At 66.3% G+C, this 13,389-nt stretch carries 17 protein-coding genes; 11 read left to right on the top strand and 6 right to left on the bottom strand.

Annotated features, from left to right (window positions below):
- Positions 1-184: 184 nt before the first annotated feature.
- A complete protein-coding gene (locus ORI27_RS18650; protein WP_265998352.1) occupies positions 185-562 on the top strand; it encodes a RidA family protein in 378 nt (125 codons plus the stop codon).
- On the opposite strand, the gene ORI27_RS18645 is transcribed toward ORI27_RS18650, so the two are convergent.
- Complete coding sequence (locus ORI27_RS18645) at positions 538-903, bottom strand: DUF952 domain-containing protein (RefSeq protein ID WP_265998353.1); 366 nt, start codon at positions 901-903, stop codon at positions 538-540. The genes ORI27_RS18650 and ORI27_RS18645 overlap by 25 nt on opposite strands.
- Before the next feature lie 159 nt (positions 904-1,062).
- Here ORI27_RS18645 and ORI27_RS18640 point away from each other — a divergent pair, with 159 nt between their 5' ends.
- Together ORI27_RS18640 and ORI27_RS18635 are read left to right on the top strand one after the other, a co-directional pair.
- Positions 1,063-1,254 (top strand): DUF7455 domain-containing protein, encoded by a 192-nt coding sequence (locus ORI27_RS18640; protein WP_265998354.1) that lies wholly within the window; start codon positions 1,063-1,065, stop codon positions 1,252-1,254.
- 60 nt (positions 1,255-1,314) lie between these two features.
- Entirely contained in the window at positions 1,315-2,298 is a 984-nt protein-coding gene (locus tag ORI27_RS18635; RefSeq protein ID WP_265998355.1) for a YihY/virulence factor BrkB family protein, read from the top strand.
- Here ORI27_RS18635 and ORI27_RS18630 read toward each other — a convergent pair.
- Entirely contained in the window at positions 2,285-2,524 is a 240-nt protein-coding gene (locus tag ORI27_RS18630) for a DUF3039 domain-containing protein (RefSeq protein WP_265998356.1), read from the bottom strand. The two genes, ORI27_RS18635 and ORI27_RS18630, sit on opposite strands and share 14 nt — an antisense overlap.
- A gap of 59 nt (positions 2,525-2,583) precedes the next feature.
- Between ORI27_RS18630 and ORI27_RS18625 the strand changes: the two genes are divergently transcribed.
- From ORI27_RS18625 to ORI27_RS18615, 3 genes are all read left to right on the top strand, one after another.
- Positions 2,584-2,997 carry a DUF3099 domain-containing protein gene (locus ORI27_RS18625; protein WP_265998357.1) on the top strand — a complete coding sequence of 138 codons (414 nt, stop codon included), beginning with the start codon at positions 2,584-2,586 and terminating at the stop codon, positions 2,995-2,997.
- 117 nt (positions 2,998-3,114) lie between these two features.
- Entirely contained in the window at positions 3,115-4,104 is a 990-nt protein-coding gene (locus ORI27_RS18620; protein ID WP_265998358.1) for a sigma-70 family RNA polymerase sigma factor, read from the top strand.
- 134 nt (positions 4,105-4,238) lie between these two features.
- Entirely contained in the window at positions 4,239-4,928 is a 690-nt protein-coding gene (locus ORI27_RS18615) for a metal-dependent transcriptional regulator (protein ID WP_265998359.1), read from the top strand.
- A gap of 11 nt (positions 4,929-4,939) precedes the next feature.
- Here the strand turns inward: ORI27_RS18615 and ORI27_RS18610 are convergent, their stop codons facing one another.
- The gene (locus tag ORI27_RS18610; protein ID WP_265998360.1) at positions 4,940-5,998 is read right to left on the bottom strand and encodes a DUF4192 domain-containing protein; all 1,059 of its coding nucleotides are present in this window, start codon (positions 5,996-5,998) and stop codon (positions 4,940-4,942) included.
- 169 nt (positions 5,999-6,167) lie between these two features.
- On the opposite strand from ORI27_RS18610, the gene sthA reads away from it, so the two are divergent.
- Positions 6,168-7,580, top strand: coding sequence for a Si-specific NAD(P)(+) transhydrogenase (gene sthA, locus ORI27_RS18605; RefSeq protein ID WP_265998361.1), 1,413 nt, complete (start codon positions 6,168-6,170; stop codon positions 7,578-7,580).
- 2 nt (positions 7,581-7,582) lie between these two features.
- Here the strand turns inward: sthA and ORI27_RS18600 are convergent, their stop codons facing one another.
- Positions 7,583-8,362, bottom strand: coding sequence for a trypsin-like serine peptidase (locus tag ORI27_RS18600; RefSeq protein WP_265998362.1), 780 nt, complete (start codon positions 8,360-8,362; stop codon positions 7,583-7,585).
- A 190-nt stretch (positions 8,363-8,552) separates the two neighbouring features.
- On the opposite strand from ORI27_RS18600, the gene ORI27_RS18595 reads away from it, so the two are divergent.
- From ORI27_RS18595 to ORI27_RS18585, 3 genes are all read left to right on the top strand, one after another.
- Positions 8,553-9,527, top strand: a complete 975-nt coding sequence (locus tag ORI27_RS18595; RefSeq protein ID WP_265998363.1) for a proteasome assembly chaperone family protein — start codon at positions 8,553-8,555, stop codon at positions 9,525-9,527.
- 33 nt (positions 9,528-9,560) lie between these two features.
- Positions 9,561-10,583 (top strand): alpha/beta fold hydrolase, encoded by a 1,023-nt coding sequence (locus ORI27_RS18590; RefSeq protein ID WP_265998364.1) that lies wholly within the window; start codon positions 9,561-9,563, stop codon positions 10,581-10,583.
- A gap of 63 nt (positions 10,584-10,646) precedes the next feature.
- Entirely contained in the window at positions 10,647-11,333 is a 687-nt protein-coding gene (locus ORI27_RS18585; protein WP_265998365.1) for a PhzF family phenazine biosynthesis protein, read from the top strand.
- A 7-nt stretch (positions 11,334-11,340) separates the two neighbouring features.
- On the opposite strand, the gene nrdR is transcribed toward ORI27_RS18585, so the two are convergent.
- A complete protein-coding gene (gene nrdR, locus ORI27_RS18580; protein ID WP_265998366.1) occupies positions 11,341-11,805 on the bottom strand; it encodes a transcriptional regulator NrdR in 465 nt (154 codons plus the stop codon).
- A 164-nt stretch (positions 11,806-11,969) separates the two neighbouring features.
- Complete coding sequence (locus tag ORI27_RS18575; RefSeq protein ID WP_265998367.1) at positions 11,970-12,455, bottom strand: LysM peptidoglycan-binding domain-containing protein; 486 nt, start codon at positions 12,453-12,455, stop codon at positions 11,970-11,972.
- 233 nt (positions 12,456-12,688) lie between these two features.
- Between ORI27_RS18575 and lexA the strand changes: the two genes are divergently transcribed.
- Entirely contained in the window at positions 12,689-13,384 is a 696-nt protein-coding gene (lexA, locus tag ORI27_RS18570; RefSeq protein ID WP_265998368.1) for a transcriptional repressor LexA, read from the top strand.
- The last annotated feature ends 5 nt before the right edge of the window (positions 13,385-13,389 follow it).

Raw genomic sequence — 13,389 nt, 5'->3', positions numbered from 1 at the left:
CTCAAACCCCGCACACTGACGCTTCGGACAAGTCACTTCCCGGGCCTACCAGCAGCCACCCTACAACCGACCCCGATACCGGACTCTTGACACAGAGAGGCGCCGTCTAGTGCGAGGCGGCGGAAGGGACCCCCGCGCGGATACTCGGGTGCACCGGACGCACGTCACCCTCTACTCTCACGTCATGTCCACCCGGGTCAACATTTCCTCCGATTCGGACTTCGAGCCGCTGGTCGGCTACTCGCGCGCGGTGCGCGTCGGGCCGCACGTCGCTGTATCAGGGACCACCGGCGCAGGCGACGACATCGCCGCACAGACGCGAAATGCGTTGCAGCGCATCCAGAATGCGCTGGCCGACGCCGGGGCTGGGCTATCTGACGTGGTCCGGACCCGGATCTACGTCACCGACATCTCGCGATGGCGGGAGGTCGGTGACGTACACACGGAATTCTTCGGCACCGTTCGACCGGCAGCAACCATGGTCGAAGTCGGAGCGCTCATCGAGCCGGGACTGCTGGTGGAGATCGAGGCCGACGCCTACCTGGACTGCGCGAACGGCTGAAACCGGCCGTCGTCCCCCGGCAGATACGGGGTGACGGTGATCACGTCGGCCGTGGGCAGCCGGCCGTACAGATGCGGGAACCTCATCGACTCGGGATCCGTTGGCATTCCATGTTCCCACCGCACCGGCGAGTCCAGCCGTTGTGGGTCGACGTGGAGCAGAACCAGATCGGTCCGGCCGGCGAAGAGCCGGTTGGCCGGCAGGTGCACCTGCTCGGGCGCCGACAGGTGCACGAATCCGACTTCGGTCAGCGATTCGGGGCAAAGTTCGCCGACGGCCTTGGCGGCTTCCCAGTCCCGCTGTCCACACAGGTGGAGTAGGAATTCCGGATTCGGGTACATACGACCACACTGCACCACCTGCAACAGGACAGGGCGTGAGACACGACACAGCGTTAAACCCCCGGGGAACAAGGCCGAAACAACGAACGTCTGAGACAGTGGAGATACGTGACGGTGGCGCCGAGTCACCGAAGCGCTGGACACCTTACGGAGGAGCCCATGAACGCAACCCTGACCAGTCCCGAATTGACCAGGGCTGATCGCTGCGACCGCTGCGGGGCCGCTGCCCGGGTGCGCGCCAAGCTTCCGTCCGGCGCCGAACTCCTGTTCTGCCAGCACCACGCCAACGAGCACCAGGCGAAGCTCGTGGAGTTGGCCGCGGTGATCCAAGTCTCTCCGTCGGAGGCATAACCGCAACTCACGGCCGCGTCGCTGGGCAGGACTGCCGTCGTCAGGAATGCTGGTCTGGTCATGACTGACCAACCCGCCAAGCCGTCTCGCCATCATGTGTGGCGGATTACTCGCAGGACATTATCCAAGAGTTGGGACGACTCGATTTTCTCCGAGTCGGCTCAAGCCGGGTTCTGGTCGGTGTTGTCGCTGCCGCCCCTGCTACTGGGCATGCTGGGCAGCCTGGCCTACGTCGCGCCGCTGTTCGGTCCGGACACGCTGCCGACCATCGAGAACCAGCTGATCAACTTCGCCAACAGTTTCTTCTCCAAGAACGTGGTCAACGAGATCATCCAGCCGACTGTCCGCGACATCATCCAGGGGGCGCGCGGGGAGGTGGTCTCACTCGGGTTCGTGATCAGCTTGTGGGCCGGCTCGTCGGCCATCTCGGCATTCGTCGACTCGGTCGTGGAAGCCCACGACCAGACCCCGCTACGGCATCCCGTTCGGCAACGGTTCTTCGCCCTCGGCCTGTACGTGGTGATGTTGGTGTTCGTCATCGCCGCGGCACCGGTCATGGCGCTCGGACCCCGCAAGATCGCCTCGTACCTGCCCGACAGCTGGGACAACGTGCTGCGGTACGGCTACTTCCCGGCGCTGATCCTCGCCCTGGTGCTGGCGGTGACCATTCTTTACCGGGTTTCGTTGCCCAAACCACTGCCCACACATCGTCTGGTGTGGGGCGCGATCCTGGCCACGACGGTGTTCATCGTGGCCACCATGGGCCTGAGGTTCTACCTGACCTGGATCACCAGCACCGGTTATACCTACGGCGCACTGGCGACGCCGATCGCGTTTCTGCTGTTCGCGTTCTTCCTCGGCTTCGCGATCATGATCGGGGCCGAACTCAACGCCGCCATCGAAGAGGAGTGGCCTGCCCCGGCCCCGCACGCCCACCGGGTCGGGACATGGTTACGCCACAAGGCAAAGTCGTTGGGCGACAACGGCGGACGAGCCGCCCAGCCCGACGAGAAAACCGAGGCGACCCCGGTCAGCCCTTCTTGAGATTCTCGTAGATCCGCTTGCAGTCCGGGCAGACCGGTGACCCCGGTTTGGCCGCACGAGTGACCGGGAACACCTCGCCGCACAACGCGACGACGTGGGTGCCCATCACCGCGCTCTCGGCGATCCTGTCCTTCTTGACGTAGTGGAAGAACTTGGGCGCGTCGCCATCGGTGCCGTCGTCGACGCGTTCGTCGGTGTCGGTCCGCTCGATCGTCTGGGTCTGCATGACAGACATTGTGCCCGGTTGAACAGAGCTAGGAAACCGGCCTGCCCATCGCCCGCCGAATGTGGAACAGTGGAGCTATGAAGCGTGAGCTGGGGTTCGACGACGAAGGTCGGCCCGTGCTCATCACCGCCGCCGCGCCGGCCTACGAGGAGCAGCACCGTCAGCGAGTGCGGAAGTACTTGACGATCATGTCTTTTCGGATTCCGGCGCTGATCCTGGCGGCCGTCGCCTACGGGGTGTGGCACAACGGACTGATCTCGCTGGCGATCATCGCGGTGTCGTTGCCGCTGCCGTGGATGGCGGTGCTGATCGCCAACGACCGCCCGCCCCGCCGCGCTGAAGAACCGCGTCGGTTCAACGACGCCCCGCGGCGAACCCAGTTGTTCCCCCGCCCTGAGCGTCGCGCTTTGGACACCGGGATCTCCACATCGCAACGGCATTCGGCGGGCGGCGCCGAGCCTGGTTCCCACTGACCGCCGCCGCGGTCGTTTCTCAGGACATTCTCAGGGCTTCGCGGCATTCCCGCACGTCAGAGGGTGTGAGAAGGCGACCACGCGGGAACTCTTTCCTCCAGTCGGACGTTGGACCGTTTGAAAGTTGCAGCCGATCAGGAGGCCACCATGGCAAATGCCACCACCACCCGGATTGACAGCGATCTGGACGCCCAGAGTCCAGCCGCCGACCTGGTGCGCGTGTATCTGAACGGCATCGGCAAGACCGCCCTGCTCACCGCAGAAGATGAGGTGGAACTGGCCAAGCGCATCGAGGCCGGGCTGTTCGCCCAGCACCTGCTGGAAACCCGCAAACGCCTCAGTGATAACCGCAAGCGAGACCTCGCGATCGTGGTCCGGGACGGTCAGGCCGCTCGCAGTCACCTGCTCGAGGCCAACCTCCGCCTGGTGGTGTCGCTGGCCAAGCGGTACACCGGGCGCGGGATGCCGCTGCTGGACCTCATCCAGGAGGGCAACCTGGGTCTGATCCGGGCGATGGAGAAGTTCGACTACACCAAGGGTTTCAAGTTCTCCACCTATGCCACCTGGTGGATCCGCCAGGCGATCACCCGCGGCATGGCCGATCAGAGCCGCACCATCCGGCTGCCCGTCCACCTCGTGGAGCAGGTCAACAAGCTCGCACGGATCAAGCGTGAGATGCACCAGAGTCTGGGCCGCGAAGCCAGCGACGAGGAGCTGGCCGAAGAGTCGGGCATCCCCGTCGAGAAGATCAACGACCTGCTCGAGCACAGTCGCGACCCGGTGAGCCTCGACATGCCGGTCGGCAGTGACGAGGAGGCCCCGCTGGGCGACTTCATCGAGGACTCCGAAGCCATGTCGGCCGAAAACGCCGTGATCGCCGAGTTGCTGCACACCGACATCCGCCACGTGCTGGCCACCCTCGACGAGCGCGAACAACAGGTGATCCGGTTGCGGTTCGGCCTCGACGACGGTCAGCCCCGCACCCTCGACCAAATCGGCAAACTGTTCGGCCTGTCCCGCGAGCGCGTCCGGCAGATCGAGCGTGAGGTGATGGCCAAACTACGGAACGGCGATCGGGCCGACCGGCTGCGGTCCTACGCCAGCTAAGCAACCCCCTTATAAGCAACCCCCTTACTGTGCCCGTCGGCGACGCCGGCGGGCACAGTGCTGCGGGCAGGCGGTGTTGCACGACCATTTCCCCAGCTAGCCAAGTAGACTCACGGCAGACGAAGGGTGTCCTTATGAACGATCTGGTCGATACCACGGAGATGTATCTCCGCACGATTTACGACCTCGAAGAAGAGGGCGTGATCCCCCTGCGCGCACGCATTGCGGAACGTCTGGATCAGAGCGGCCCCACCGTCAGCCAGACAGTGGCGCGCATGGAACGCGACGGTCTGTTGCATGTGGCCGGTGACCGGCACCTCGAATTGACCGAGAAGGGGCGCGGGCTGGCCGTCTCGGTAATGCGCAAACACCGGCTCGCCGAGCGCCTGCTGGTCGACGTCATCGGCCTTCCGTGGGAAGAAGTCCACGCCGAAGCATGCAAGTGGGAACACGTGATGAGCGAGGACGTCGAACGCCGCCTGGTGCAGGTTCTCGACGATCCCACGGTGTCGCCATTCGGCAATCCGATCCCGGGCCTGTCGCTGCTGGGGCTGGACATGAGCCAACACGAGGACGCCAATCTGGTTCGGCTGACCGAACTGCCGGCGGGGACCCCGGTCGCGGTCGTGGTTCGCCAGCTGACCGAACATGTCCAGGGTGACGTGGAGTTGATCGGCCAGCTCAAGGACGCCGGCGTGGTGCCCAACGCCCGTGTGCAGGTCGAAACCAGCCCGAACGGCAGCGTGACGATCGTGATCGGCGGGCACGAAAACGTCCAGCTCCCCCACGAGATGGCCCACGCGGTCAAGGTCGAGAAGGTCTAACCGCCGTACGGCTACACCGCCCGGCGGCCGAACGCCCGCCGCGGCGGAAGCCGCACCCCCAGCCGCTCGGCCAGCCGATATCCGGTGTCGGCCAACTCGCGGATCTGCGCGGGCCGCATACCCGATTGCAGAGCGGTATCGAGCATGCCGGCCATCCGATGCTCGGGGTCAGCGCGCAAGGCTGCCTCCAGAGACAGCCCCGCCATCGGCCCATCGCCGCGGACGTAGGCCGAAAATGCCACCAGCACAAGCGCTTCGACTCGCCACGGTTCGGGAAGCGTACGAGCCAGCAGCGCCCATAAGGTCTCGGCCCGCCCGGCGTCGGCCCCGACGGACAACGCGTACAACGTGTCGCGGACCGCGACGTCGGTCAACGCGCACGCCAAACTCGCCAATTCGGCATCGTCTGGTTCACCGCCGTCACACACCCGGGCGCTGACCTCTATCGCCGCCTCCACATCACGCCGGGCACACCCGTCAGCGTCGGTACGCCGGTCCACTTCGCGCGCCTCGGCGCGGTCGGCGATGGCCGGCACCAGCGACGCACTTCGGGTGGCGTCGGCCATCGCGACGACCGCCTGCAGATCGGCCCGGCGCTGGTAGAGCCGGCGCCCGTCAAGCACGGCGGCCACCGCCAGGGGCGAGGACATCGGATCATCCACGACGCCGGCCGCACCGCACCCGTCGACGCAATGCCAGCGCCCGCCCGCTTCGATCCGGTCGACGACATGCCCGGCGTAGAGCCCCAGGCCGTGTACCGCCAGCGCCGACGTCAGCTCGGCGCACAGATCGCGGTAGTCCTGGTTGCACATGGGGCACTGGGCGCCCTCGGCATCCACGATCACCCCCACCACCGCGTCGGCGCCGGATGCCGCCGCGAGCTCGGCCAGGTGGCTGAGGTCACCACCGCACGCCTGGGGCAAATCGGTACGCATGACGGCGCCCATCTCGCCGTGCTCGAGGGACACCAGGACCAGCGACTTCTCCGGCACGAAGCCGAGCACGGCGGGCAGGGCGGCGATGAGCGCACCGGGACTGGTGAAGCGGTAGTCAGGTTCGTGTGTGGTCATGACCCGAGGCTGTCAATCGAGCCCGTCAGGCTGGAACGACCGGGACCCTGGACGAGCGGGGGTTGTGGACGAAGTCGTAGCTGGGGATCGGTGCGGCGAACATATTGTTCACGTCGTATTGACGCCGTCGGCATGCGAGATTCGGCAAACCGGCGTACATCTTGTCCTCATGGGTGTGGAATACGACCTCGTCGTCATCGGCTCGGGACCTGGCGGTCAGAAGGCTGCCATCGCCGCGGCCAAGCTGGGCAAATCGGTGGCCGTCATCGAACGCGGCAAGATGCTCGGCGGTGTGTGCGTCCAGACCGGCACGATCCCGTCCAAGACGCTGCGCGAGGCCGTCCTCTACCTGACCGGAATGAGCCAGCGTGAACTCTATGGCGCGAGCTACCGGGTCAAAGAGAAGATCACTCCTGCCGATCTGCTCGCCCGTACCCAGCATGTGATCGGCAAAGAAGTCGATGTGGTGCGAAACCAGTTGATGCGCAACGGGGTCGAACTCTACGTCGGGCACGGCCGGTTCCTCGACGAGCACACCATCGAGATCGAGGACCCCACCCGCGCCGAACACATCACCGTCGGCGGCCGGTACGTCATCATCGCCACCGGCACCAAGCCGGCACGGCCCGCCGGTGTGGAGTTCGACGAGAACCGGGTGCTGGACTCCGACGGTATCCTCGACCTGAAGTCCATCCCGACGTCGATGGTGGTGGTCGGCGCCGGGGTCATCGGCATCGAGTACGCCTCGATGTTCGCCGCGCTGGGCACCAAGGTCACCGTCGTGGAGAAGCGCGACACGATGCTGGACTTCTGCGACCCCGAGATCGTCGAAGCACTGCGCTTCCACCTGCGCGATCTCGCGGTGACGTTCCGGTTCGGCGAAGAGGTGACCGCCGTCGACGTCGGCTCGGCCGGCACCGTCACCACACTGGCCAGCGGCAAGCAGATCCCCGCCGAGACCGTCATGTATTCGGCCGGCCGGCAGGGCCAGACCGATCACCTCGACCTGGCCAACGCCGGTCTGGAGGCCGACAACCGAGGCCGGATCTTCGTCGACGACAAGACTTTCCAGACAAAGGTCGACCACATCTATGCCGTCGGCGACGTCATCGGCTTCCCCGCACTGGCGGCCACCTCGATGGAGCAGGGCCGGCTGGCTGCCTACCACGCCTTCGGCGAGCCGACGGCCGGCATGACCGAGCTGCAGCCAATCGGGATCTACTCGATCCCCGAGGTGTCCTATGTCGGCGCCACCGAGGTCGAGTTGACCAAGGACGCCGTCCCCTATGAGGTCGGAGTATCCCGCTACCGCGAGTTGGCCCGCGGCCAGATCGCCGGGGACTCCTACGGCATGCTGAAACTGCTGGTCTCCACTGAAGACCTGAAAGTGCTCGGCGTGCACATCTTCGGCACGTCCGCCACCGAGCTGGTGCACATCGGCCAGGCCGTGATGGGCTGCGGAGGGACGATCGAATACCTGGTCGACGCGGTCTTCAACTACCCGACCTTCTCGGAGGCCTACAAGATCGCTGCGTTGGACGTGATGAACAAGCTACGGGCACTCAACCAGTTCCGCCTCTAGACCTAGCACTGGCTGCCGAACGAGTTCGGCGCGGTGTCTCCCGGCCCGCCGTCCTCTGCGCGTGCCAGCAGGGCTGCGGTCGCCGCGTCGAACGGCGGCGAGTAGGAGATGTCGTCGCGGCACCCGCCGCCGTCGAGGCCGCCGATCACGCCGAACACCGTCGAGTCCTGGATCCACGGGGCGCCGCTGGTGCCGTCCACCAAGCCACCGCAATGCAACGAGGGATACCCCTCGGGCTCCATTCCGGCGACGCCGTCGCATCCGATCGGTGAACCTCCGACGCCCAGTGGGTAGCCGACTACCGTCACCGCTCCGAGATCGCGGCCAGGCGCCGCACCGAGAGCCAACGACTGTCCGGCGACCGTCTCCACGGGGTCACCCACGGGGCGGCTGACCCGCGCGAAGGCATAGTCGGCCTTGGGGTCTTGCGAGGTCAGCCAACGGGGATCGAGGTAGATCGCATCGACGGTCCACACGTCGCCGGGTGCCGCTTCGTCTTCGAACCCGGGCACAAACGTGACGGGGACGCCCGACGCCAGGCAGTGCGCTGCGGTCAGGATCAGATTCTGGGTCGTGGAACGAACCACCGAGGCAGTGCAGGTGTGGGCGTCGGTGCCGCCGAGAAAAAGCGCCCCCACCGCCGGTCTGGGCAGCACCGGCCGGGCATCCCCGGGTGCGGACGGCGGATCGGCGGCCTCGGCGGGCGGCTCGGCCGACGTGTGGCAACCGGCCACCAGCACCGTGGCCACCGCCACGTTCAGCGCCGCCGCGACCCTCCTCATCTGCACGATCATGCCTGATCTGGGCGCCGCCGACCCGCCGCGACGATCGACACCGGGGAACGACGGGTACCGTGCCTGCGTTATGTAACACGGGTGCTATTGATGGCGCGGGCCAGAATCTACGAGACACTGGTTGTCACGGTACTGAGGGCAGGAAGCCGCGTCCGGGCACCGCGAGGAGGCAAAGACGATGACTGACGAGCAGGGACAGCACTACCGACCCGAGCAGACCGGACTGTACGAACTGGAGTTTCCGGCTCCCCAACTGTCCGCGCCGGATGGGCGCGGACCGGTGATGATCCACGCACTCGAGGGATTCTCGGATGCCGGCCATGCGATTCACCTGGCCGCCGAGCACCTGAAGAACAAGCTCGACACCGAGCTGGTGGCATCGTTCGCGATCGACGACCTGCTGGATTACCGGTCCCGCCGACCGCTGATGACGTTCAAGACCGACCACTTCACCGACTACGACGATCCCCAGCTGAACCTGTATGCCCTGCGCGACAGCCTCGGTACACCGTTTCTGCTGCTCGCCGGCCTGGAACCGGACCTGAAATGGGAACGCTTCGTCACCGCCGTCCGGCTGCTGTCCGAACGGCTGGGGGTGCGCCAGACCATCGGTCTTGGCACGATCCCGATGGCGGTGCCGCACACCCGCCCGGTGACGTTGACCGCGCATTCCAACAATCGCGAGCTGATCAGCGACTTCACCCCGTGGGTCGGGGAGGTGCAGGTCCCGGGCAGCGTGTCCAACCTGCTGGAGTACCGGATGGCCCAGCACGGCCACGAGGTGGTCGGGTTCACCGTCCATGTGCCGCACTATCTGGCCCAGACCGACTTCCCACCGGCCGCTGAGGCACTGCTGGAGCAGGTGGCCAAGCTGACTTCGCTGCAGGTGCCGCTGCGCGCACTGACCGACGCCGGCGCCGGTATCCGGACCAAGATCGACGAGCAGGTAGAGGCCTCACCGGAGGTCTCTCAAGTGGTGACCGCGTTGGAGCGCCAGTACGATGCTTTCGTTGCCGCTCAAGAGAACCGCTCGCTTCTGGCACGCGACGAGGATCTTCCCAGCGGTGAGGAATTGGGTGCGGAATTCGAGCGGTTCCTAGCCCAGCACGCCGAGGACTTCAAAGACGGTTTCTCCGACAACGGGGATGACTAGCGAAGGCCCACCGCACCAACGACGGGGTTGCACATGACGCAGCGAAAGCCCAATCTGCAACCCGTGCGGGAAGTGACGCCCACACTGCACTTCCGGACCATTCACGGTTATCGGCGGGCCTTCCGGGTTGCCGGGTCGGGTCCCACGCTGCTGCTGATTCACGGTATCGGCGACAACTCCACGACGTGGCATCCCGTGCACAGCAAGCTTGCCCAGCGGTTCACCGTGATCGCACCGGATCTGCTGGGCCACGGCCAGTCCGACAAGCCGCGAGCCGACTACTCGGTGGCGGCCTACGCCAACGGCATGCGGGATCTGCTCAGCGTGCTCGACCTCGACAAGGCCACCGTGGTCGGGCACTCGCTGGGCGGCGGTGTGGCCATGCAATTCGCCTACCAGTTTCCGCAACTGGTGGAGCGGCTGATCCTGATCGGCGCCGGCGGCGTCACCAAGGACGTCAATATCGCGCTGCGGGCCGCCTCCCTGCCGCTGGGTGGGGAGGCACTGGCGCTGCTGCGGCTGCCGATGGTGTTGCCCGCCCTGCAGGTCGCCGGCCGGGCACTGGGCACCGTGTTCGGATCGACAGGACTGGGCCGCGACCTGCCCGACGCCCTGCGCATCCTGACCGATCTCCCGGAGCCGACGGCCTCGTCGGCGTTCACCCGCACCCTGCGCTCCGTGGTGGATTGGCGTGGGCAGGTGGTGACCATGCTCGACCGCTGCTATCTAACTGAATCTGTTCCTGTACAACTGATTTGGGGCGACCAGGACGCGGTCATCCCGGTCAGCCATGCCAAGATGGCCCATGCCGCCATGCCCGGCTCCCGGCTGGAGATATTCAATCGCTCTGGACACTTCCCCTTCCACGACGACCCGGACCGGTTCGTGGAGGTCGTCGAACGGTTCATCGACTCCACCGCACCCGCCGACTACGATCAGGGCAATCTGCGGGAACTGCTGCGCACCGGCCTGTCCGAACGTTCGGTGACCGGCACGCTCGACACCCGGGTGGCGGTGCTCGACGCCATGGGCGCCGACGAGCGCAGCGCCACCTGACCACGACCCGGCCGGCTGACGTGGTCTGAACCAGTCATCGCCGCGGAGTCGTAGAGTCGGGTCATGACCGTCGACGTGTCTGTGCTGCGGGTGTTCACCGATTCCGATGGCGACTTCGGAAATCCGCTCGGCGTGGTCGACGCGGCAACTGTCGCCGCCAGTGAACGCCAGCGCATTGCCACGGAATTGGGCTACAGCGAAACCGTATTCGTCGACTTGCCCGGCAACGGGTCACCGACCGCCCACGCGCACATCTTCACCCCCGCCACCGAATTGCCGTTCGCCGGACATCCCACGGTGGGAGCGGCCTGGTGGCTGCGCGAACTCGGCACGCCAATCCACACCCTGCAGGTACCGGCCGGCATCGTGCAGGTCAGCTACGACGGCGTCCTCACCGTGGTGCGGGCGCGGGCCGAATGGTCACCGGAGTTCGCCCTGCACGAGTTGGACTCGGTCGACGACGTGCTGGCCGCCGACCCCGACGACTACCCCGACGACGTCGAGCATTACCTGTGGACGTGGCTGGATCGGGATGCCGGGCACATCCGATCGCGGATGTTCGCCACCGACCTCGGCGTCGCCGAGGACGAGGCGACCGGATCCGCGGCGGCGCGGATCACCGACTATCTGAGCCGGGACCTCGAGATCACCCAGGGCAAGGGATCACAGATTTACACGACGTGGAGCCCCGAAGGATGGGTGCTCGTCGCGGGTCGCGTGGTCAGCGACGGTGTCCGGCACCTGAACTGAGCGCAACTCAGCCGGAAGTACCCACCGCGCGATGGGCGCGCAGCGCCTCGATCTCGCGCTCGAAGTCCTCGGCGGAACTGAACGAGCGGTACACCGACGCGAATCGCAGGTAAGCGACCTCGTCGAGCTCGCGAAGCGGGCCCAAAATGGCCAGGCCGACCTCATGGCTGGGGATCTCGGGCGAACCGGCCGCCCGCACGGAGTCCTCGACCTGCTGAGCCAGCAGATTGAGGGCATCGTCGTCGACGTCTCGGCCCTGGCACGCCCGGCGCACCCCGCTGATCACCTTCTCCCGGCTGAACGGCTCGGTGACCCCGGACCGCTTCACGACCGCCAGCACCGCGGTCTCCACGGTGGTGAACCGCCGGCCGCATTCCGGGCAGGAACGACGCCGCCGGATGGCCTGCCCCTCGTCGGTTTCGCGGGAATCAACGACACGGGAGTCGGGATGGCGACAGAACGGACAGTGCATGACCGCTCCTTCGCCTCCGCTGCGACCCGATACTTCGAGCCACCCAGAGCCTACCTGCGCCGTCCGGCGGGCGGCCACGCACTGGAAACTGGACCTGGCGCAGCTGCCACCGTCGAGGCCGCTTGTCCGGCACGCATTTTGGCCGGCCATGGCGCGGTGGGTGATCAACCGATCGGCGCGATGAGGGTCTGCCCGGCGTCCAACGAGGAAGAATCGAGCTTATTGAGGTCGCGGATGCGCTGCATGACCTGCCCTGCGGGCGCGTCCGGTGCCACCCGACCGGCCAGCTGTTGCAGCGACTCCCCCGCCTGCACCTGGACCACGGCTAGCTGATCCGGCACCACCGTGTCGGTGGCCACCGGAGCACCGCTCACGTGGCCGATCAGCCCGAGCCACAGGGTGATCAGTGCGGCAACGCCGGCCAGCGCGATCGTGACCGCGGTGCTGACCGGGCGGCGGGCGTGCGGTGCCCGCGAGAAGCCGACACCGGTACCGCGGTAGCGCATCGGAGCGATGTCCGGCCGTGCCGGATGTGGCCGGTAGCCGCGGGCACCGGTCGGACGGCCCCGGACGGGCGCGACCTGCGTTACCACCGCACCCCGACGCAGCTCCGCCGATGGGAACACCTGCCGATCATCGATGACTGTCACGTCTGCTTCCTTCCTCCGAGACACCCACTGTTCGCTCTTGTGTTCGAACTGTACTCGATCATTCGTTCGAATTCCGAACATCTGAGCGAGCGTGTCTGAAGAATAGATCCGGCCACCGACAAGTTCTGGATCGCACTAAACTGCGAGGTGGCCTGCTCGATTACCGCGGATCCGACACGCCACGGTCGAACAAATGTTTGATTATCGATCGCGCCGCGACTAGATTCGGCCCCATGAGCGACCGCAGTGAGACATCAGGCCCCGACACAAGCCGCCGTGGCGGCACCGATTCCGGACTGACCGAGCGGCAGCGGACCATCCTCGAGGTCATCCGCGCCTCGGTCACCAGCCGTGGCTATCCCCCGAGCATCCGCGAGATCGGCGACGCCGTCGGTCTCACCTCGACGTCTTCGGTGGCACACCAGCTACGCACCCTCGAACGCAAGGGCTACCTGCGCCGTGACGCCAATCGCCCGCGCGCTGTGGACGTACGCGGCGCCGACGACAACGTGGCCCCGGTGCGCACCGAGGTCGCCGGATCGGACGCACTTCCAGAACCGACATTCGTGCCGGTGCTGGGCCGCATCGCCGCCGGCGGCCCGATCCTGGCCGAGGAAGCCGTCGAAGATGTCTTTCCGCTGCCGCGCGAGTTGGTCGGTGAGGGTTCGCTGTTCCTACTCAAGGTCGTCGGCGAATCCATGGTCGACGCGGCGATCTGCGACGGGGACTGGGTCGTCGTTCGTCAGCAGAACGTGGCCGACAACGGCGACATCGTCGCGGCGATGATCGACGGCGAGGCCACCGTGAAGACGTTCAAACGCGCCGGCGGTCAGGTCTGGCTGATGCCGCACAATCCAGCGTTCGACCCGATTCCCGGCAACGACGCAGCCATCCTCGGCAAGGTCGTGACAGTGATCCGCAAGATCTAGCGGAA

It is taken from the genome of Mycobacterium pinniadriaticum (assembly GCF_026242045.1).
Classification (GTDB): domain Bacteria; phylum Actinomycetota; class Actinomycetes; order Mycobacteriales; family Mycobacteriaceae; genus Mycobacterium; species Mycobacterium pinniadriaticum.
Note: the sequence above shows the minus strand (reverse complement) of the source record. Positions and strands in the feature narration are given on the sequence as shown.